Raw genomic sequence first — 19,277 nt, forward strand, 5'->3', positions numbered from 1 at the left:
TTCGGCTCGCCTTTTGCCGTATCTAGGGCAGGGAATTCAGTAATGGTCACGTTCGTCGATCAAGTGCAAGTGCACGTCCAATCAGGCCGCGGCGGAAACGGCTGCGTGTCGGTTCGTCGCGAGAAGTTCAAGCCGCTCGCGGGCCCCGATGGGGGTGCCGGCGGGCACGGTGGAGACGTGGTGCTTGTTGCTGATCCGCAGGTGACCACCCTGCTCGATTACCACCGTCGGCCGCATCGCACCGCCGAGAATGGCGGCTACGGGGCGGGCGACTACCGCGCGGGAATTAATGGAGCAGAGCTCGTACTGCCCGTGCCGGTCGGTACCGTCGTGAAGGACGAAGCGGGGGAGACTCTGATCGATCTCACGGAGCCCGGTACCCGCTTCATCGCGGCGAAGGGCGGCGTAGGCGGTCTCGGTAACCTCGCCCTCGCGAGCACGAAGCGCAAAGCGCCCGGTTTCGCGCTGCTGGGGACCGAGGGCTGGTCAGGGACGCTGACGCTCGAGCTCAAGACGATCGCAGACGTCGCACTCGTGGGCTACCCGTCTGCTGGCAAGTCGAGCCTGATCGCGGCCATGAGCGCTGCGAAGCCGAAGATCGCTGACTACCCGTTCACGACGCTACACCCGAACCTCGGCGTCGTGCAGGTCGCTGACCACCGCTTCACGGTGGCCGATGTTCCCGGGCTGATCGAGGGCGCGAGCGAGGGGAAGGGCCTCGGGCTCGACTTCCTGCGCCACGTTGAGCGGTGCAGCGCGCTCTTGCACGTGCTCGACTGCGCGACACTCGATCCCGGTCGCGATCCGCTCTCTGACCTTGAAGTGATCAAGGCTGAGCTTGCTGCGTATCCCGTACCCGAGGGGCAGACTCCGCTGCTCGAGCGCCCGCAGCTCATCGCGCTGAACAAGATCGACGTGCCCGAGGGGCGTGAGCTCGCTGAGTTCGTCCGCCCAGAGCTAGAGGCTCAGGGGTACCGCGTCTTCGAGATTTCTACGGTTTCCCATGAGGGGCTGCGCGAACTCGGTTTCGCACTCGCGGAACTGGTCGAGGCAGAGCGTCAGCGTCGTATCGACGAGGAGCCGGTGCAGGAGCGCATCGTGCTCAAGCCGAAGCCCGTCAACGACAGCGGCTATCGTGTCGTGCCCGAGGGTGGCAGCTACGGCACCATCTACCGCATTCTGGGTGTGAAGCCCGAGCGCTGGGTCGAGCAGACGGATTTCAAGAACGACGAGGCAGTGGGATACCTCGCCGATCGACTGCAAAAGATCGGCATTGAGGACGCGCTCGTGAAGGCTGGCGCAGTCGCCGGTTCGACGGTCGTTATTGGGCCGGGCGCTGGCGTCGTGTTCGACTGGGAGCCGACGATGACGAGTGCGGCTGAGGTGCAGATGGGTGCGCGCGGTTCCGATCTGCGCGTTGATCCGAACGATCGACGAACGAACAACGAGCGTCGCGTGGAGTACCACGGCATGATGGACGCCAAGGCCGAGGCACGTGCTGAACTTGAGCGCGAGCGGAAGGCGGGGCTCTGGAAGGATCAGTCGTGACGCACGGCGCTGAGCTGCTTGCGGCTCGGCGGGTCGTCGTGAAAGTCGGCTCATCCTCGGTGAGTGGCGAGAACGCTACTCAAATCCCGAACCTCGTTGCATCGCTTGCGCGGCTGCACGCAGCGGGCGCGCAAGTGATCCTCGTGTCCAGCGGCGCGATTGCTACCGGCGTTCCATTTCTGCGCTTAGACGAGCGTCCAGAAGATCTCGCGACGCAGCAGGCGGCCGCGGCAGTCGGCCAGAACATTCTCGTCAACCGCTATCAGCGCGCCCTGACCACTCACGAGATTATTGCTGGGCAGGTGCTATTGACGGCACAAGACATTGAGAACCCGACGCACCGTGACAACGCGAAACGGGCTCTCGAGCGGCTGCTACAGCTCGGCATCTTGCCGATCATCAATGAGAACGACACGGTAGCGACGCACGAGATTCGTTTCGGTGACAACGACCGGCTTGCGGCGCTCGTTGCGCGCCTCGTCGACGCGGATCGCCTCGTGCTGCTTTCAGACGTCGACGCGTTGTACACGGCCCCGCCGATGCTGCCCGGCGCGACGCGCATTGCCGAGGTCGCCTACGGGGACCCGCTCGACGGTATCGAGATCGGTGAGAGCCAGTCGGGTTGGGGCACCGGTGGCGCGTCGACCAAGGTGCAAGCCGCACGGCTTGCCGCCGACGCTGGTGCGACGGTGCTCCTCACGGAGACGCGCTTGTTTGCAGCCGTGCTTGACGGTGCCGATCATGGCACGCGATTCGTCGCACAGCACTGATTCCCGGCGGCACACTCACGCTAGGCTGACCGTATGTCAGATGCCTTTCTTGAGCGCCTCGAGCGCGCACGCGACTCTGCACGTACGCTCGCCACCGCTACGACGGCCGCGAAGAATGCCGCTCTCGAGGCGATCGCTCAGGCGCTCGAGAATGCTGTGCCGGCAATTGTCGAGGCAAACGCTCAGGATCTCGCCAGAGGCGAAGCTAACAACATCGGCTCAGGGCTACTCGACCGTTTGCGGCTCGACGACGGGCGGGTACGAGGCCTGGCCGCGGCCGTGCGAGAGCTTATTGCACTGCCCGACCCGATTGGGCAGGTAGTGCGCGGAAGTACGCTGGCGAACGGCATCGGGATCAGCCAGGTGCGTGTGCCGTTCGGCGTGATTGGCGCTATTTACGAGGCGCGCCCGAACGTGACCGTCGATATTGCGGCTCTCGCACTGAAGAGCGGCAACGGCGTCGTGTTGCGCGGCGGAAGCGCGGCTGAATTGACCAACGAGGTGCTCGTCGGGCTGATTCAGGACGCGATTACGAGCGCCGGGCTCGCGGGCGACGCCGTGCAGACCATCGATCCGTTTGGGCGTGATGGCGCTGCTCGACTGATGCGTGCTCGCGGGTATGTCGACGTGCTGATCCCTCGCGGCAGCGCCGGTCTGATTTCGACCGTGGTCAACGAATCGACCGTACCCGTGATCGAGACAGGATCCGGGATCGTGCACGTGTTCGTAGATGCGACGGCCGATAGCGACATGGCCGTCGACATCGTGCTCAACGCAAAGACGCACCGCCCGAGCGTCTGTAACGCGGCCGAGACGCTGCTGGTGCACCGCGATGCCGCCGAGCGGTTGCTGCCGCGACTCACAGAGGCCCTGCGGGTAGCCGACGTGTCACTCAGTGGCGACGCCGCCACGACTGACCTCGACTCACGCGTCGCGCCTGCGACAGACGAAACGTGGGCGACCGAGCATCTCGCCCTTGAAATGGGCGTCAAGGTCGTGGATTCGGTTGACGAGGCAATTGCGCACATCGAGCGCTACTCAACTCACCACACCGAGTCGATCGTGACGCAGGACTACGCGAATGCTGAGCGGTTCCTCGCTGAGGTCGACTCGGCGGTCGTCATGGTGAACGCTTCGACGCGCTTCACCGACGGTGGCGAGTTTGGCTTTGGAGCCGAAGTTGGCATCTCGACACAGAAACTCCACGCGCGCGGTCCCATGGGCCTCGCGGAGCTCACGAGCACCAAGTGGCTCGTGCGCGGCGCTGGCCAAATCCGCTAACCGAACCAGATACACTGGTTCGGTACCACCAACCGTAACGAATGCAGGGGACCCCAATGTCACTTCTTGCCACGATCGCAGCTGCCGCCGAAGAGGGGCACCACGTCGTCAATGAGCTGCCGTTCCCGGCCGTCGTCTTTGGCATCATCGTCTTCGCGGCGTTCACCGTGCTTGCCGCAGTGACCTTCTCATTCCGCGATGTCGCCAACCGTCACGCCGCGAAGGCTGAGGCCTACGCTCGCGAGCACGGCGCAGCCACTCACCACTGAGAGAGCGCGCCCGACGGTGTCAAAAACGCGTCGGATCGGGGTGATGGGCGGCACCTTCGATCCCATCCACCACGGTCACCTCGTGGCAGCCAGTGAGGTGGCTCAGAGTTTCGACCTCGACGAGGTGCTTTTTGTGCCCACGGGTCGTCCGTGGCAGAAAGAGAATGTATCTCCGAGCGAGCATCGATATCTGATGACGGTGATCGCGACGGCCTCAAACCCTCGCTTCACCGTGAGTCGCGTCGACGTGGATCGCGCAGGGCCGACCTACACGGTCGACACCCTTCGAGAGCTCCACGAGCAGATGCCCGACGCTGAGCTCTACTTCATCTCTGGTGCCGACGCTGTCGAGCAGATTCTCAGTTGGAAAGACGTCGAGCACCTTTGGGATTATGCGCACTTCATAGCCGTCTCACGTCCCGGCCATGACCTCTCACTTTCAGGTTTGTCAGAAGAACACGTAAGCTTGTTGGAAGTTCCCGCGCTGGCGATATCGTCGACGGACTGTCGGGCACGAGTCGCCCGAGGTTATCCGGTGTGGTACCTCGTTCCCGACGGTGTAGTGCAGTACATTGCGAAGCACGGGCTATACACCGAGGAAGCGACTAAGTGATGAGCGAGCAGGACGAACAACGACCGCTGACGCGCCGCGAGCGACGCATACGCGACCTAGGGGAGACCGGCGCTATGGACCTCTCGGAGGCCATCGGCAATGACGCCGCGGCATCCGACGCCCCAGCAGCAGCAGCAGCATCCGAGCCAGCGGTCGCCGCTGGCGATGTAGAGATTTCTCCGTTCCATGAAGACGGTACCCCTCGCAGCCGGCGCGAAATGCGACAGCTCCGCGAGGAGGCGCTCGCGGCGCTCGGTGGTGGGGCAGCTGCTGAGCCGATCGTTGCTGAGACCGTTGCCGAGGCGCCCGCGAGCGAAGCGGCTGAGGCTGCTCCGGAGACGCTCGAGCCCATCGTGGTCGAGCCGATCGACGAAGTCGAGAATGACTCTGTGGCAGAGACTGCAGCTGAGGCTCAGCCCGCGCCGGAGACGAAAACCAACGAGCAGGATGCGGTCGACGACGTGATCGTCGCCGAGCCGCTTCCGAGCGCTCCCGGTCTCGACTCGGAACCCGAGCCGGCAATCCCTGATTTTGACTCCCTGATGTCGCCCCCGACTGAGCCGTTCACCGTGGACGAGCTCCGCGAGGCCGAGGCTGCTGGCGACGCATCAGTAGATCCCGTAGATGCAAGGTCCGCCGATGGCGACCAGATTTCCGGCGAGGCTCAGGCGGCCGAATCGGCAGGGTCCGCTGAATTCGCAGAGTCGGCGGCGTCGCAGCCGGTCTCTGATGATGCGGTCGCCGCAGCTGTTGGCGACGCCCCCGCGAAGTCGAAGCGTCGGTTCCCCTGGCAGCGCTCGAAGTCAAACGATCAGGTAGCTGATGCCCCGGTCGCCGATTCAGAGCCCGCGGTCCCCGAGGTCGACGCTGAGTCGGCGTCCGCTGAACCCGCCACGACGGTGCTGGAGACCGCTGCGCCCGCCTCAGAAGCGGTAGAGATCGAAACGGTTGTCGATGATCCAGCGCCCGCACAAGAAACGCCAGCTGAAGCAACTCCGGTCGAAGCCGCTCCGGTGGATGCGGCACTAGTCGAGGTGCTTCCCGCGCCCGCTGAGCCCGCTGAGCACCTTCCGGTCGTCGAGGCAGAGCCCGCCGCGGACCCGGTGCCCGCTCCAGAGCAGGCAGAAGCTGTGCACCCCGACCAGCGCACGAGCTACTCGTTCCCCGATATCGCTCCGCCAGAGGAATGGCGGTCGGTATTTGATGACCCGTCCGGGCGTCAGTTCCCAACTCCGGGTGATGCGCAGGGGAACGGCGATTTTGACGACCTGATTTCCCGCGCCGTCGCGCAGGAGGGCTCAACCGGTGGCACGGGAACTTCGGCCCTGATCCTACCGACGATGCCCGAGGACACGGGTGGGCTCACTGGCCCGCTCGGTGCGACCGGCGACATGTACGTGACTGGCTCGCTGAAGCTTCCGAAGTCGCTCGGTGAGACCGGCGGCCACTCGGCGCTCCACGACTCGATCGAGATGGATCCCATCACTGGCGACCAGCTCTCCGAACCCGGGGTCTCAAGCGACGGGCCTGCGCCCGTGTCGGCGCGTCACGCTGTGAGCGCCCGCGTCGACTCTGGTGTTCCGGTTGTTGCGAAGCCAACCCGAGAGAAGAGCAAGCTTCCTCTGGTACTGTCGCTCACCGGTGGCGGTTTGCTCGTCGTCGTCGTCGGACTCGGCGCCTGGGGCGCGAGCAACGGATTCTTCGGCTGATCAGCCGAAGCGCATAACTTTTGAACGAAGGACACGAACTGGACGCTGTAACTCACACACACGACGTGCGAACCGACCTGCGGAACGCGGTCATCGCGGCCGACGACAAGGGCGCAACCGCACCGGTCGCACTCGAGGTGACGGATCACTTTGGCCTCGCCGACGTCTTCCTGATCGTCAGCGGCTCGGTCGAGCGAAACGTTCAGGCGATCTCAGACGGCATTGAGGATGCGCTCAACGATGCTGGCGTCCGCACGGTGCGCCGTGAGGGTCGCGAGACGGGCCGCTGGGTGCTGCTCGACTTCGGGGACCTGATTGTGCACGTCTTCCATCGCGAAGAGCGCGACTTTTACCAGCTCGAGAAACTGTGGCAGGACTGCCCGGTCATCGACACGTCGGCTATGATTCCGGCGGCTCCAGCGGTCGCTGCCGCGGAGTAGCCGAGACGCGCCCGAGAATGCATGATTTGGTTCCCGGGCGTTCACGTGATGTAAAGTAGAGGAGTTGTCGGGCGAGCATTCGTTCGACTTCATGGGTCTATGGCGCAGCTGGTAGCGCACCTGCATGGCATGCAGGGGGTCAGGGGTTCGAGTCCCCTTAGATCCACCACTTATTGAATTCTGAGCTGTTCGCGGCGCTGTGTAGCGTTGCGCTCCGCGCTCGCGAGCGTGAGGGTTTCGGCTGAGAACGAGGCCATCGCGGCCTGTTTTGCCCTCGTGGTCGGCGCGAACCCTCGTGGTCGGCGCGGCGGGCGGGCGGCGCGGCGCGCGTCGGTGCGGGAGGCGCGGGGCGCGGCGGTTAGCCCGGCCAGTGGTCGGCGAGTTTCGCGAGCAGGCGCGCGAGGTCAGCGCGTTCCGTTTCCGTGAAGTGCTCGAGCGCGGTGCTGAGCGACTCGCGGCGGGCACCGCGAGCTCCGCGTGCAATAGCGCGTCCGCGTTCCGTGAGCGCGATTCTGGTGCGGCGCGCGTCGCTGGGGTCGACCTCGCGCAGAACGAGTTCTCGTGCCGCTGCCTGCTGTACGAGGCGCGAGGCGCGAGGCTGGTCGACGCCGATGGCCTCGCCAATGGCTCCGACGCTCAGGGCCTCGTCGGCGTTCGCGAGTGTTTCGAGCATGCGCATCAGCGCTGGGCCGCCGAAGCGAGCTCCAGGGTGGCGGCCGCGTCGGTGTGCAGGATCGCCTGCTTCTCCTGCTGTGCGCGGGTCGAATGGGCCGCCACGCTCAGTGCCCCCAGCCGACTCGCCGCGCCTACCCCGACCGAACGGGCCACCGTGTTCGAACGGGCCACCGTGTTCGAGTGAGCCACCTTGCTCGAATGGCCCACCATGCGCGAACGGCCCTCCCGGCTCAAACTGCCCCGCGCTCTGGCCGAAGCGCCCGCGTCCTCGACCACGCATGCGGGAGAGCGCGTCGGCGATTGCGTCGATGTCGTCTGATGTGCTCACAGCGAACAGTGTACATGTAGCTTGACATGCATGTCGTTAATTGTCACACTACATATACATGCAACATGACATTTAAGGACACTCATGAACACGACAACATCATCGAATCCAGACTCATCATCCACCCACGACCAGCAACCGTCGCTCGACGCGCGTGCCCTGCGACGCCGACTGCGGGGTGTCGGCACGCTGTGGTCAGACGCACGCGATGGTGCGCTCGCTCAGTCCGGTCTCACGCGAGACGAGTGGCGCGTGCTTGACCGCATCGCACGGCGCACGGACGGCGCTGAAACCCCGGCCGCCTCAGACACCGCCGGGCGCCCGCCCCGCCGCCACCCGCACCATCCCGGCCACCGGCACCACCCGGGGCATCCTCACCATCCGATGGCTCATCCGCGCCGCAGGTTCGCCGTAGCGAGGCTCGCAGAGCTCGGATGGATCAGCCGTGCTGACGACGGTTTTGCCCTCACTGAGGCGGGTCGCACGGTCCACGAGGAGGTCTCGGCGCGCGTCTCCGAACTGGGAGACCGCGTGACCGGTGCCGTCTCGGACAGTGATCTCAGCACCACTCTCGCGTCGCTTGACGCAATCGCTGAGGCACTGGGCTGGGATCCCGAAACGCCGCTTCCACGGAACCGTAGGCGCCCGGGCTTCGGCCGACGCGGCGGATTCGGGCCGCGGGGTGGCCTGAGTGGCTTCGGTCCGAAAGGCTTCGGCCCTCAACGCTTCGGTCCCCGCGGCTTCAAGCACTACCCCGAGGATGCCTGCCAGCACTGATCAGCGGTGCACGCCGATGAGAAACTACGACGCCACATCCTCCAGCAGACGAGGCAGCACGAGCCGTGTAGCTCGGCAGCCCTAGTCGCGCTGGAGGATGTGGCGTTCCTGGCTCGCGACGACGCCAGCGATGGCCTGCAGCACCAGCAGACCGATGAGCACTCCGAGTGGCACGCGCCACTCGCCCGTTGCGGCGTGGATTGCGCCGATGCCGATGGGACCGAGCCCGGCAATCAGGTACCCGAATCCCTGCGCCATCGTCGACAATTGGCCAGTATGCTGCGCGTCAGGGGAACGCCACACGATGTAGCTGAGCGCGAGACTAATGCCCGCGCCCTGACCGAGCCCGAGCAGTGTCATCCAGACGTACGCGCCCTCAACGGGGGAGATCGCCAGACCGAGGAAACCCGCCCCGATCAGCACGACTGCGATAATCACGAGCACCCACGGCGGGCGCACGCGGCGGGCAATGATTGGCGCGACGAGCGATCCGACGACCCCCGGGAGCGCCGAGAAGGAGAGCAACCAGCCCGCGGTTCGCGCGTCAATTCCAGCGTCTTGAAACACCGTCGGCACCCAGGTGAGCGTGGCGTAGTAGCCGATTGACTGAATGCCCATCCAGGCCGTAACGCCGATCGCAATCGGGTCTTTCAGTACGCGCGAGAACGGCACACGAGCGCGGGCATCAGCTGCGGCAGATGAGCGTGCAACGCGTCCTTCTGAGCGGCGCAGCTGCGGTAGCCAGACGACGAATGCGACCAACGCGGGCACCGCCCAGAGTGCGAGCGCCCCGCGCCAATTGCCGTTCACCGCTGAGAGTAACGGCACCGTCAGCCCCGACGCGATTGCGGCGCCGATGAACAGCGTCGTCGAGTAGAGCCCCATCATGATACCGACGTGCCGCGAGAAATCGTGTTTGATCACCGCGGGCATGACAACGTTCGCGATGGCAATAGCGGCACCTAGGAGCACGGTGCCCGCGTAGAGGGCCGTGAGATCCGGAATCAATCTGACGGCGATGCCCGCCGCGATCGCGATCATTGCGGCCCCGAGCAATCGATGCAGTCCGAAGCCACGAATGAGTCTGGGCGCCAAGAACGCGAACGCCCCAAACGCGACCACGGGAATTGTGGTGAGCAGGCTGACCGCCGTCGCGGATAACCCCAGGTCGGCGCGAATCTCCGTGAGCACCGGTCCGACCGACGCAATTCCGATGCGCAGATTCAGGCCTATGAGCAGGAGCCCGGCGGCCAACAGCAGAATCTGGGCGCGGGAGGGGGAGGGGCGATCGATCGGATCAAATGGAACAGTCACCTGAGGATCGTACGCCCTCTTCGGGCAGAGCGATTACCGCGGGAGCGCTGCCTCAATCGCAGACACGATCGTGGGATCATCTGGCTCAACCGCGGGGCGAAAACGCGACACCGAACCGTCGGGGGCCACCAAGAACTTCTCGAAGTTCCACTTCACTCGGCCGGCTTTGCCGTCTGCATCGGGTACCTCGCGCAACTGCTCATAGAGCGGGTGCTTGCGGCGGCCATTGACCTTGACCTTCTCCATGAGCGGGAACGTCACGCCGTAGGTCATGGAGCAGAACGTCTTGATGTCTTCGCCGTCGCCTGGCTCCTGGTTCAAGAACTGGTTGCACGGGAAGCCGAGTACCGTGAATCCGCGATCGCCGTACTGTCGCTGCAGTTCCTCGAGCTTTTCGTACTGCGGGGTGAGACCACACTTCGAGGCGACGTTCACAACGAGCACCGCCTGATCCGCGTAGTCCGCGAGCGACGCCGGCTCGCCATCGATGGTGGTGAATGAGATGTCGCGAAGCTGCATGGCCACAGCCTACGCCCGACTTGCGCGGAATGAACCGTGAACACGATACGTTTGGGCCAGTGGGTCGCGCACGCGATCCGGGTCAGGTGGGAAAGGGAACGGTGCACATGAATTCGGCTCCGGAGCATGCTGAGAATCGGTTTGACGCGAGTGGGGTGACGGGCGCGGATGCGCTCAAACAGGCCTTTCGTTCGCACCCCGCGGGCGTCGCGCTGATCACAGCGATGACCGAGGACGGGCCGGTCGGGCTGACGGCTTCGAGTGTTGCCTCGGTGGGCATCGATCCGCCCGCGATTGCATTCTCAGTGACGCGTGCGACTGGCAGCGCCGGTGGCGTCCTGAACGCAGACACGCATCTCGTGCACCTGCTCGATTCTCGCCACGCCGCGGTCGCCCAAGCGTTTGCCGTGTCAGGCTCAGAGCGATTCACCGCAGACCAGGGGTGGGCCTTCCTCGAGACCGGCGAGCCCTATCTGCGCGCCGCCCGCGTCGCGCTGCGCTGCCGACCGCTCCACACCCTCGGCGTCGGGTCGTCGGTCGTCGTCGTAGCAGAAGTGCTCGGAGCTGTGTTCGGCGAGACCGCGGACCCGATGGTCTACGTGGATCGAAGGTTCCACACCCTCTCACCGGGCGCACAGTAACAGCCTGGCGCACACACACCGGCGAGCACCAGCACCAGCACGAGAACGAGCACGAGCGAAGGAGCGAAGCGATGACCGCATCGAACGAACCGACCATGGGGAGCTACGTCACGGGTGGCGAGGCCTTCGAGCGCGACACTCAGTACATTGAGGATCGCATCGTCTCCGACCCAGCCGCAGTCTCCGCGCTGCCCGCGCCGCCAGCCTCGAAGGTGGGCTCGCTCGGCTTCGGTCTGACGCCGGGGGCGCAAGCGTGGCCCGTCGAGCCGGGACGCTATCGGCTCGTCGCGGCCGCCGCGTGCCCGTGGGCGAATCGCACCCTCATCGTGCGCCGCCTGCTCGGTCTCGAAGAGGTGATCTCGCTGGGAATGCCCGGTCCGGTTCACGATGCACGATCCTGGACATTCGATCTCGACCCCGATGGGCGCGATCCGGTGCTCGGGAGCGAGCGACTGCAGGAGCACTATTTCAAGCGCTTCCCGGGGTATCCAAGGGGCATCACCGTGCCAGCGATTGTCGACGTGCCGAGCGGCGGTGTCGTCACGAACGACTACCCGCAAATCACCCTCGACTTCTCGACGCAGTGGCGCGAGTTTCACCGCGCCGGCGCCCCCGACCTCCTGCCCGCTGACCTGGTAGACGAGATGTGGCCCGTCATGGAGCGCATCTTCACCGAGGTGAACAACGGCGTGTATCGCTGCGGTTTCGCTGGCAGTCAAGAGGCATACGAGGCCGCCTACGAGCGGCTCTGGGTCGCCATGGACTGGCTGGAGGAGCGTCTGTCGACGCGTCGTTATCTGATGGGGGAGACGATCACTGAGGCCGACGTTCGGCTGTTCACCACGCTTGCCCGATTCGATCCGGTCTACCACGGTCACTTCAAGGCGAATCGCAACAAGCTCAGTGAGATGGAGCACCTGTGGGGCTACGCGCGCGACCTGTTTCAGACCCCCGGTTTCGGCGACACAATCGATTTCACGCAGATCAAGCAGCACTACTACGCCACGCACTCCGACATCAATCCGACGAGGATCGTGCCTCTCGGCCCCGATCTTGCGAACTGGCAAGCCCCGCACGGTCGAGAGCGTCTGGGTGGTGACCCGTTCGGTAACGGAACTCCGCCCGCGCAGGTGCGCTAGCGGGGAACCGATATGCCGACTGTGTTCAGATTGCGTGACTTGTCGCGGCGCTCCACGCCGATGCCGACGAGAGCGAGCGCCATGCCGATCGCGGCGAGCACGACTCCGACCCAGCCGGGGGCGAGGTATCCGAGTCCGCCAGCAATCACCAGGCCGCCGAGCCAGGCACCGAGGCTATTGCCGATATTGAACGCGGCGTGATTGACGGCCGCGCCGAACAGCGCGGCCTCGTCTGAAACGCGGATCAGGCGCGACTGAATCGACGGCATCAGCGCCGATGATGAGACCCCCAGCAAGAACGTGCAGACGATCAGACCGACGGGGTGCCACGCGAGCAGTGCGTATGCGACTAACACGGCAATGAACGCGCTGAACCCGAACAGGATCGTGCGGGTGAGGTCTTTGTCACTCGCCCAGCCGCCGAGCAGATTACCAATGGTCATGCCGACCCCGAGCCCGGCGAGTATCCACGGCACGGTGCTCTCGGAGAGGCCCGTTAGACGAGTGGTGACCTCCGCAATGTACGAGTAGACGGCGAAGAATCCGCCGAAGCCGATCGCACCGACGCCGATCATGATCCAGAGCCGGAAGTTGCGGAGTGCCGAGAGCTCGCGCATGGGACTGCGCTCTGGGTTGCCCGGGAAGCGCGGCAGGAACGCGAAGCAAAGCACCAACGTCACTGCGAAGATCACGGTGACGAGCACGTAGGCCCAGCGCCACCCGGCGTTTTGACCGATCCAGGTTGCAATGGGGACGCCGACGACGTTCGCGACGGTGAGCCCCGAGAGCGCCAGCGCGATGCCGCGCCCCTGCATGCCCGGGCCCATGATGCGCGCCGCAAGCAGCGACGCCACGCCAAAGTACGCGCCGTGTGGCAGCGCCGCAACGAACCGTGAGAGCGCGAGAGTGCCAAACGTCGGCATGAACACCGACGCGACAGTGCCGACTATGAACAGGATGAGCAGCAGGAACGCGAGCTTGGTCTGCGACATGCGCGCTGCGAGCACCGCAAACGTCGGCGCCCCGACGACTACGCCCAGCGCATACGCGGTGATCAGCCAGCCGGCCTGAGCAATGACTGTGTCGGGCGACGTTGCGAACCCGGGCAGCAAGTCATGCGCAATCTCGGGAAGCACGCCCATCGTTGCAAATTCAGTGACGCCAATGCCGAAACCGCCGAGCGCGAGAGCAAACAGCGCGAAGCCGCGCTTAAGCGGGGTGAGTTGGGTCATGGCATGACGCCTTCCAGGGATCGGAACGTGGCGGCGTGCGGTGCGCCGTGTGCTGCCGCATCACGGCGACCCAGCAAGACTAGCGGGTGTGCGTTACCATCCTCGCGCGGCCCACGCGGCCATGTTCGGGCCCTCGGCGGCGATCGTCGTGCTATCGCCGTGACCCGGCATCGCTCCGGTCTCACCGGGCAGAGTGAGAAGCCGGGTCTGTATCGACTCGAGAATCTGCGGGAAGCTCGAATAGTCCCATCGCGTCGCGCCCGGTCCGCCTGAGAAGAGCGTGTCGCCGGTAAATACAGCGCCGAGCGCCGGTGCGGCGAAACTCACCGATCCGGGCGTGTGACCCGGCGTGTGCAGCGTCGCAAGATCGACACCCGCGACGAGAAACGACGCACCGTGGGCAAGCTCGATGTCGGGGAGCTGCTCGCCGTGCGTTGCCTCCCAAAGGAACAGGTCAGCCGGGTGCAGATGCAGGAGCGCGTCGAGCTGGCTCGCCAGGGCGACCGCGGCGTTCACGTGGTCGTTGTGCCCGTGTGTCAGCAATATGCCGAGGGTCTCACGGTCGCCCACGGCAGAAGCAATCGCATCGGCGTCGTGGCTCGCGTCGATGACGACGACCTGTTCGTCGTCACCGACAATCCAGACATTGTTCTCGATCGGCAGCGCCTCGGGCTCGGGGCCGCCGCGATCGACGAGAAGTGTGCCGTGGGTGACGACGCGTTCAATGCGAGCTTCGCTCATAGTGCGCTCCTGCTCTCGGTGCTAGCCGCGCGTCACGACGACGGGGCACGGCAGTGCCTGCAGCACGCCGTGGCTGACCGAGCCGAGCAGCAGGCGGGTGATTCCGCCTCGGCCGCGGCTCCCGACGACGAGCAGTTCAGCGTGTTCGGCAGCCTGCACGAGGGCGGCGACCGGAGCTGATTGCACGATCTCGCGGCGTACTTCAAGGTCGGGGTAGCGCTGCGCAATACCGGCAACGCCAATCGCCATCGCTTCCTCAGCGGCTGCGCGCTGCGATTCCACGAGCTCCTCGCTCCACAGGTACTCGAGGCCTGGGGTCAGCGGTGGCATCCACGCGTATACGGCGACGAGCGGTACTTCGCGCAGGGACGCCTGTTCCGCTGCAAACGCGATAGCACGCTGCGATGACTCTGAGCCATCGACACCGACGACGACCGGCGCATTGGGGCGTGGGTCGATCTTCGGAATCACGGCGACCGGGCAGTGAGAGGTTGCGGCAACCTTGACGGCCCTCGTTCCGAAAAACGAGCCCGAAAAGCGGCCACCGTGGTGCGCGCCCAGGATCACGAGATCAACGCGCTTCGACGCCGATTCAATTTCCGCGATCGGGTGGCCGACGACGGCGGTGCCAATGATCGGCCCGGCGAAGCCAAGCTCGCGCGCGTACACGGTTTCAGCCTGCAGCATCTGTTCGGAGGCTTGCTGCGCTTCCGAGAGGAACGCGACGCTCTCAGACAGGAACGAATCGTCAGCGACGTGAATGAGCTCGACGGAGGCGCCGCGCTCGGTCGCGCGAGCGAGCCCCCAGGCAAGGGCGACCCTGCTCTGCTCGGATCCATCTACTCCAATGAGGTACTTCTCAGACATGATCTGTGCCTTTCTGTGTGTCGATGTTCGGGCGAGCAGGGCCGCGGCAGCCTCAGCTCTTGAGTGCTGGCAGGTGGGCCGGATGGCCGCCCGCCAGGTGCTCAATGATGCGGACGACCTGGCAGCTGTAGCCGTACTCGTTGTCGTACCAGACGTAGACGACCGCGCTGTCTTCGGTGACGATGGTCGCAAGCCCGTCGACGATGCCTGCACGGTTCGAGCCGACAAAATCGGTTGAAACGATTTCATCCGACTCGACGTAGTCGATCTGCGTGCGAAGCGCACCGGTCAGTGAAACCTCTTCAAGCGCAGCGTTCACGTCTTCGCGAGTCGTCGCGCGTTCAAGCTGCAGGTTGAGCACCGCCATCGACACATCCGGCGTGGGCACGCGAATGGCGTTGCCGGTGAGCTTGCCAGCGAACTCGGGAAGCGCTTTCGCAACGGCCTTCGCGGCGCCGGTCTCGGCGATCACCATGTTCAGCGCCGCCGCGCGGCCGCGGCGTGCCCCCTTGTGGAAGTTGTCGGTGAGGTTCTGGTCGTTCGTGTACGAGTGCACCGTCTCGACATGACCGCGGCTCACGCCGAACTTCTCGTTCAGCACCTTGAGGACCGGCGTGATCGCGTTCGTCGTGCACGAGGCGGCACTCAAGATCCGCTGGTCGTCGGTAATGGCGCCGTGGTTGACGCCGTAGACGACATTCAGCAGGTCGCCCTTGCCCGGAGCCGTGAGCAACACACGTGCGATATCGGGGTTCTTGAGGTGCTGTGAGAGTCCCTCAGCATCACGCCAGCGGCCAGTGTTGTCTACGAGGATGGCATTCTCAATGCCGTACGAGCCGTAGTCGACGTTAGCGGGATCGTCGGAGTAGATGACCTGGATGCGCACGCCGTTTGCGAGGATCACGTTCTCGTCTTCGAGCACCTTGATGGTGCCGTTGAACGGTCCGTGCACGGAGTCGCGCTTCAGCAGATTTGCGCGCTTCTCAAGGTCGTTCTCGGCGCCGCGACGCACGACGATCGCCCGCAGGTTGAGCCCGTTTCCGCTGCCCGAGTGCTCGATGATGATGCGGGCCAGCAGTCGCCCAATTCGCCCGAAGCCGTAGAGCACCACGTCGGTTCCAGAACCGGGGGCTGCAGCAATGGCGGGAGCGAACGCCTCGCGTAGGTATGCCTCGAGATCGGCGCTGCCGGAGTTGCGGAAGTCGTTCGCGAGGAGCGCGAGATCAACCGAGGCGGGGCCCGGTTGAATGTGCGCCAGTGCAGTAACGATCGCTGACGTCTCGTCGAGCGGAAGCTCGACTTCGTCAATCTTGCGAGCAAAGCTGTGGGCGCGAATGATGTCAATGGGGGAGCGGCCGACCAGACTGCGCCCGTGTACCGACATGACGACGTCGTGGTCGCGGTACAGCTGGCCAATGAGCGGAATCATGCGCTCTGCGAGTTCCTGCTTCGCCTTCCACGCTTCAAGGTGAGCATCAGCACGCTGGTTCATAAGAACGGAGGGTTCCTTCCTGAGGTGTACACGAGGGATCGGCCTGCCCGCCGGAGACGTTTAACGTCTCTTTCCAGTATCCCATGCGCGCCGAAGACACGCTCCCGCCGCGCGCATGACGCTGTGTGACGCACGGATTTCAGGTGTCCTGGCAGTTCCCGCATTCTGGAACGTGACCCAGCGGGCGAGCCGCCCGCATCCCCAATCCCAATGTTGAGGAACATCATGACTTTCACGAAGCGCGGCACCCTCGCCGCTTCGCTCACCGCACTCGCTCTCGCGGCTGCCACGGTGCTCGCCGGCTGCTCGACGGGCGCCTCAGATGACTCTGACAGCGCTGACAGCTCGGGCAAGACCGTCAAGATCGGCGTCGTCGGCGCAAGCGATCCGTACTGGCAGACGTTCACCGATGCTGCCGCTGATGAGAACATCAAGGTCGAGTTGGTCGATTTCACGGACTACAACCAGCCGAACCCCGCGCTGAGCGCCGGCGAACTGGATCTGAACCAGTTCCAGCACATCCAGTACCTCGCCGATTACAACGTGTCGAATGACGACGACCTCGTGTCAATCGGTGCAACCGCGATCTACCCGCTTGGCGTGTTCTCCACGAAGCACAAGAACCTCGAAGACATCCCCGAGGGTGGCACGGTTGCAGTTCCCTCTGACCCCAGCAACCGCGCTCGCGCGCTGAACGTGCTGCAGTCGGCAAAGCTCATCGAGCTCTCGGACGGCGGCACCCTGTTCTCGACTCCCGACGATGTCGACGCTTCGAAGTCCAAGGTGAAGGTCACCGAGATGGACGCGTCGTTCACCGCGACGTCACTCTCTGATGTGGATGCGGCAGTCGTGAACAACGACTTCGTGACCGATGCCGGCCTGAAGTTCTCGGAGGCGCTGTACCAGGACGACCCGAGCGATGACGGTGCGAAGTACTTCATCAACATCTTCGCGGCGCGCGCTGAAGACAAGGACAACGAGACCTACAAGAAGCTCGTTGAGATCTACCAGACCAACAAAGAGGTGCAGGCGGGCGTGCTCGAGAACTCGGGCGACTCGGCGATCATGCTCGACACTCCGGTTGCCGATCTGCAGAAGATCCAGAAAGACGCAGAAGCGCAGATCACCAAGAGCAAGGGCTGAGCGCTCGCGCTGATTTCGCATAGGATCGGGGCGTTCGGTTTTCCGGGCGCCCCGTTTCCATGCTTACCGAAGGGAGACGCGATGACTCGCGTCCAGATGATTGGCGTGTCGAAACGCTACCCGGGTCGCGGATCGGGCGCTGAGCCTGTGGTCGCGGTGGAGAACGTCTCGATCGACGTTGCTTCCGGCGAGATCCACGCGATCATTGGGTATTCCGGAGCGGGCAAGAGCACGCTGCTGCGCCTGGTGAACGGGCTCGAACAGGCGACTGAGGGGCGCATTCTCGTCGGCGCAGACGAAATTACCGCGCTCCCTGAGTCGAAGCTGCGCGAGGTGCGCGGACGCATCGGCATGATTTTTCAGCAGTTCAACCTCTTCCATTCAAAGCGGGTCGCGAAGAACATCGAGTATCCGCTGGTCATCGCGGGCATGCCGTCAGCTGAGCGTAAGCAGCGTGTTGCCGAGCTGCTCGAATTCGTGGGGCTCTCGGATAAGAGCAATGCCTTCACTGACCAGCTTTCGGGCGGCCAGAAGCAGCGCGTCGGCATCGCACGCGCGCTCGCGACGAACCCCGGAGTGCTACTCGCCGACGAAGCGACGAGCGCGCTCGACCCCCAAACCTCGCGAGAAGTGCTCGCGCTGCTGAAGCGGGTGAACGCCGAGTTTGGCATCACGATCATTCTGATTACCCACGAGATGGAGGTCGTGCGCGAGATCGCCGACCGCGTCACGGTGATGGACAGCGGTCGCGCGGTCGAACAGGGCGACGTGTTTGACGTCTTTTCTGACCCGAAGTCGATCACAACGAAGCGTTTCGTGGCGACGGCACTTCCGACGCAACCCGAGGCCGAGCATCTTGAGGAACTGCATAAGCGGCACCGCGGGCGGCTCGTGTCGCTGACCTTCCGTGATGGCGACGTGGATCAGCCCGTCGTGTTCCGCACCCTCGCCGAGCGCGGCGTGGGAGTCAACATTGTGCACGGCGGCATCACCGACGTCGGTGGCCGCAGCTTCGGCAAGCTCACGCTCGAACTGATCGGTGATGACTTGAAGGTGGAGCACGCGATCGCGGCCCTTGCGCAAGAGACGGCCTTGGAGGTGCTCGCCTGATGGATAACTTCATCGAACTGCTCTCAAACGGGAAGTTTCTCGAAGCGACGATTCAGACGCTGACATATGTCGTTGTCGCGATGGCCGTCGGCGGCGTGCTGGGTCTCGTGCTCGGCGTGGCGCTGACCGTCACCCGGCAGGGTGGCATCATGCACAACCGCGCCGTGTTTTGGGTGCTGAACTTTCTCGTGAACTTTTTCCGCCCGATTCCGTTCGTGCTGCTGATCTTCGCACTGCAACCGCTCGCGCGCGTCGTCGTCGGCACGGGAATCGGTGACCCTGCGCTGATGTTCGTGCTCTCGTTCGCGGCAACGTTCGGTATCGCACGACTGGTCGAACAGAACCTGCTGACGGTTCCGCCGGGGGTCATCGAGGCGGCCCGCGCAATGGGAGCAGGCCCCGTTCGCACGATCTTGACGGTATTGATCCCCGAGGGACTCGGCCCGGTTGTGCTCGGATACACGTTCGCGTTCATCGCCGTGGTCGACATGACTGCCATGGCCGGCATCATCGGCAGCGGCGGTCTCGGTAACTTGGCGATGCAGTACGGCTACCGCCAGTTCAACCCGTGGGTGACCTGGTCGGCAGTGCTCGTAATCATCGTGATCGTGCAGTTCATCCAGCTGCTCGGCAACGTGATCGCCCGAAAGCTGCTGCGGAGGTAGCGAG

Annotated in this window: 20 protein-coding genes and 1 tRNA gene; 14 read left to right on the forward strand and 7 right to left on the reverse strand. The window is 64.5% G+C overall.

What is annotated here, in order from left to right; genetic code table 11:
• Positions 1 to 42 precede the first annotated feature (42 nt).
• From obgE to ACFWHR_RS10950, 8 genes are all read left to right on the forward strand, one after another.
• The gene (gene obgE / locus ACFWHR_RS10915; protein WP_382448333.1) at positions 43 to 1,548 is read left to right on the forward strand and encodes a GTPase ObgE; all 1,506 of its coding nucleotides are present in this window, start codon (positions 43 to 45) and stop codon (positions 1,546 to 1,548) included.
• Positions 1,545 to 2,318 carry a glutamate 5-kinase gene (proB, locus tag ACFWHR_RS10920; RefSeq protein ID WP_382448334.1) on the forward strand — a complete coding sequence of 258 codons (774 nt, stop codon included), beginning with the start codon at positions 1,545 to 1,547 and terminating at the stop codon, positions 2,316 to 2,318. Before obgE ends, proB begins: the two co-directional genes overlap by 4 nt.
• Positions 2,319 to 2,351: 33 nt before the next feature.
• On the forward strand, positions 2,352 to 3,599 hold the full coding sequence (locus ACFWHR_RS10925; RefSeq protein ID WP_382448335.1) for a glutamate-5-semialdehyde dehydrogenase: 1,248 nt from the start codon (positions 2,352 to 2,354) through the stop codon (positions 3,597 to 3,599).
• 56 nt (positions 3,600 to 3,655) lie between these two features.
• A complete protein-coding gene (locus ACFWHR_RS10930) occupies positions 3,656 to 3,868 on the forward strand; it encodes a hypothetical protein (protein ID WP_382448336.1) in 213 nt (70 codons plus the stop codon).
• A gap of 16 nt (positions 3,869 to 3,884) precedes the next feature.
• Positions 3,885 to 4,481, forward strand: coding sequence for a nicotinate-nucleotide adenylyltransferase (gene nadD / locus ACFWHR_RS10935; RefSeq protein WP_382448337.1), 597 nt, complete (start codon positions 3,885 to 3,887; stop codon positions 4,479 to 4,481).
• Positions 4,481 to 6,190, forward strand: coding sequence for a hypothetical protein (locus tag ACFWHR_RS10940; RefSeq protein WP_382448338.1), 1,710 nt, complete (start codon positions 4,481 to 4,483; stop codon positions 6,188 to 6,190). The genes nadD and ACFWHR_RS10940 overlap by 1 nt, the downstream gene beginning before the upstream one ends.
• A gap of 65 nt (positions 6,191 to 6,255) precedes the next feature.
• On the forward strand, positions 6,256 to 6,630 hold the full coding sequence (gene rsfS, locus ACFWHR_RS10945) for a ribosome silencing factor (protein WP_382448339.1): 375 nt from the start codon (positions 6,256 to 6,258) through the stop codon (positions 6,628 to 6,630).
• A gap of 93 nt (positions 6,631 to 6,723) precedes the next feature.
• Positions 6,724 to 6,799 (forward strand) — tRNA-Ala (locus tag ACFWHR_RS10950).
• A 189-nt stretch (positions 6,800 to 6,988) separates the two neighbouring features.
• On the opposite strand, the gene ACFWHR_RS10955 is transcribed toward ACFWHR_RS10950, so the two are convergent.
• On the reverse strand, positions 6,989 to 7,633 hold the full coding sequence (locus ACFWHR_RS10955; RefSeq protein ID WP_382448340.1) for a MarR family winged helix-turn-helix transcriptional regulator: 645 nt from the start codon (positions 7,631 to 7,633) through the stop codon (positions 6,989 to 6,991).
• An 84-nt stretch (positions 7,634 to 7,717) separates the two neighbouring features.
• On the opposite strand from ACFWHR_RS10955, the gene ACFWHR_RS10960 reads away from it, so the two are divergent.
• Positions 7,718 to 8,410 (forward strand): hypothetical protein, encoded by a 693-nt coding sequence (locus tag ACFWHR_RS10960; protein ID WP_382448341.1) that lies wholly within the window; start codon positions 7,718 to 7,720, stop codon positions 8,408 to 8,410.
• An 81-nt stretch (positions 8,411 to 8,491) separates the two neighbouring features.
• On the opposite strand, the gene ACFWHR_RS10965 is transcribed toward ACFWHR_RS10960, so the two are convergent.
• Positions 8,492 to 9,724: a CynX/NimT family MFS transporter gene (locus ACFWHR_RS10965; RefSeq protein WP_382448342.1), complete on the reverse strand. Its 1,233-nt coding sequence runs from the start codon at positions 9,722 to 9,724 to the stop codon at positions 8,492 to 8,494.
• A 33-nt stretch (positions 9,725 to 9,757) separates the two neighbouring features.
• Entirely contained in the window at positions 9,758 to 10,243 is a 486-nt protein-coding gene (locus ACFWHR_RS10970; RefSeq protein ID WP_382448343.1) for a glutathione peroxidase, read from the reverse strand.
• 107 nt (positions 10,244 to 10,350) lie between these two features.
• Here ACFWHR_RS10970 and ACFWHR_RS10975 point away from each other — a divergent pair, with 107 nt between their 5' ends.
• Both ACFWHR_RS10975 and ACFWHR_RS10980 read left to right on the forward strand, forming a co-directional pair.
• On the forward strand, positions 10,351 to 10,884 hold the full coding sequence (locus ACFWHR_RS10975) for a flavin reductase family protein (RefSeq protein ID WP_382448344.1): 534 nt from the start codon (positions 10,351 to 10,353) through the stop codon (positions 10,882 to 10,884).
• A 71-nt stretch (positions 10,885 to 10,955) separates the two neighbouring features.
• Positions 10,956 to 12,023, forward strand: coding sequence for a glutathione S-transferase family protein (locus ACFWHR_RS10980; protein ID WP_382448345.1), 1,068 nt, complete (start codon positions 10,956 to 10,958; stop codon positions 12,021 to 12,023).
• Here ACFWHR_RS10980 and ACFWHR_RS10985 read toward each other — a convergent pair.
• The 4 genes from ACFWHR_RS10985 to ACFWHR_RS11000 form a co-directional block, all read right to left on the reverse strand.
• Entirely contained in the window at positions 12,020 to 13,255 is a 1,236-nt protein-coding gene (locus ACFWHR_RS10985) for an MFS transporter (RefSeq protein WP_382448346.1), read from the reverse strand. The genes ACFWHR_RS10980 and ACFWHR_RS10985 overlap by 4 nt on opposite strands.
• A gap of 93 nt (positions 13,256 to 13,348) precedes the next feature.
• The gene (locus ACFWHR_RS10990) at positions 13,349 to 13,996 is read right to left on the reverse strand and encodes an MBL fold metallo-hydrolase (RefSeq protein WP_382448347.1); all 648 of its coding nucleotides are present in this window, start codon (positions 13,994 to 13,996) and stop codon (positions 13,349 to 13,351) included.
• A 21-nt stretch (positions 13,997 to 14,017) separates the two neighbouring features.
• A complete protein-coding gene (locus tag ACFWHR_RS10995; protein ID WP_382448348.1) occupies positions 14,018 to 14,863 on the reverse strand; it encodes a universal stress protein in 846 nt (281 codons plus the stop codon).
• Positions 14,864 to 14,915: 52 nt separating this feature from the next.
• The gene (locus ACFWHR_RS11000) at positions 14,916 to 16,355 is read right to left on the reverse strand and encodes a glyceraldehyde-3-phosphate dehydrogenase (RefSeq protein WP_382448349.1); all 1,440 of its coding nucleotides are present in this window, start codon (positions 16,353 to 16,355) and stop codon (positions 14,916 to 14,918) included.
• A 225-nt stretch (positions 16,356 to 16,580) separates the two neighbouring features.
• Between ACFWHR_RS11000 and ACFWHR_RS11005 the strand changes: the two genes are divergently transcribed.
• From ACFWHR_RS11005 to ACFWHR_RS11015, 3 genes are all read left to right on the forward strand, one after another.
• Positions 16,581 to 17,498 (forward strand): MetQ/NlpA family ABC transporter substrate-binding protein, encoded by a 918-nt coding sequence (locus tag ACFWHR_RS11005; protein WP_382448350.1) that lies wholly within the window; start codon positions 16,581 to 16,583, stop codon positions 17,496 to 17,498.
• Between the two features lie 81 nt (positions 17,499 to 17,579).
• On the forward strand, positions 17,580 to 18,608 hold the full coding sequence (locus ACFWHR_RS11010) for a methionine ABC transporter ATP-binding protein (RefSeq protein WP_382448351.1): 1,029 nt from the start codon (positions 17,580 to 17,582) through the stop codon (positions 18,606 to 18,608).
• Positions 18,608 to 19,273 carry a methionine ABC transporter permease gene (locus ACFWHR_RS11015; RefSeq protein ID WP_382448352.1) on the forward strand — a complete coding sequence of 222 codons (666 nt, stop codon included), beginning with the start codon at positions 18,608 to 18,610 and terminating at the stop codon, positions 19,271 to 19,273. The genes ACFWHR_RS11010 and ACFWHR_RS11015 overlap by 1 nt, the downstream gene beginning before the upstream one ends.
• Positions 19,274 to 19,277: the final 4 nt, after the last annotated feature.

Origin of the sequence: Leucobacter sp. NPDC058333, assembly GCF_042726155.1 — a bacterium.
Taxonomy (GTDB): domain Bacteria; phylum Actinomycetota; class Actinomycetes; order Actinomycetales; family Microbacteriaceae; genus Leucobacter.

Bases quoted from the DNA above. Each gene is read 5' to 3' on its own strand.
- ACFWHR_RS10940 (WP_382448338.1), top strand. From the start codon at position 4,481: ATGAGCGAGCAGGACGAACAACGACCGCTGACGCGCCGCGAGCGACGC.
- ACFWHR_RS11015 (WP_382448352.1), top strand. From the start codon at position 18,608: ATGGATAACTTCATCGAACTGCTCTCAAACGGGAAGTTTCTCGAAGCG.
- ACFWHR_RS10960 (WP_382448341.1), top strand. From the start codon at position 7,718: ATGAACACGACAACATCATCGAATCCAGACTCATCATCCACCCACGAC.
- ACFWHR_RS10975 (WP_382448344.1), top strand. From the start codon at position 10,351: ATGAATTCGGCTCCGGAGCATGCTGAGAATCGGTTTGACGCGAGTGGG.
- ACFWHR_RS10925 (WP_382448335.1), top strand. From the start codon at position 2,352: ATGTCAGATGCCTTTCTTGAGCGCCTCGAGCGCGCACGCGACTCTGCA.
- ACFWHR_RS10985 (WP_382448346.1), bottom strand. From the start codon at position 13,255: ATGACCCAACTCACCCCGCTTAAGCGCGGCTTCGCGCTGTTTGCTCTC.
- ACFWHR_RS11000 (WP_382448349.1), bottom strand. From the start codon at position 16,355: ATGAACCAGCGTGCTGATGCTCACCTTGAAGCGTGGAAGGCGAAGCAG.
- ACFWHR_RS10970 (WP_382448343.1), bottom strand. From the start codon at position 10,243: ATGCAGCTTCGCGACATCTCATTCACCACCATCGATGGCGAGCCGGCG.
- ACFWHR_RS11010 (WP_382448351.1), top strand. From the start codon at position 17,580: ATGACTCGCGTCCAGATGATTGGCGTGTCGAAACGCTACCCGGGTCGC.
- ACFWHR_RS10930 (WP_382448336.1), top strand. From the start codon at position 3,656: ATGTCACTTCTTGCCACGATCGCAGCTGCCGCCGAAGAGGGGCACCAC.
- ACFWHR_RS10995 (WP_382448348.1), bottom strand. From the start codon at position 14,863: ATGTCTGAGAAGTACCTCATTGGAGTAGATGGATCCGAGCAGAGCAGG.
- obgE (WP_382448333.1), top strand. From the start codon at position 43: ATGGTCACGTTCGTCGATCAAGTGCAAGTGCACGTCCAATCAGGCCGC.
- ACFWHR_RS10980 (WP_382448345.1), top strand. From the start codon at position 10,956: ATGACCGCATCGAACGAACCGACCATGGGGAGCTACGTCACGGGTGGC.
- ACFWHR_RS10990 (WP_382448347.1), bottom strand. From the start codon at position 13,996: ATGAGCGAAGCTCGCATTGAACGCGTCGTCACCCACGGCACACTTCTC.
- ACFWHR_RS11005 (WP_382448350.1), top strand. From the start codon at position 16,581: ATGACTTTCACGAAGCGCGGCACCCTCGCCGCTTCGCTCACCGCACTC.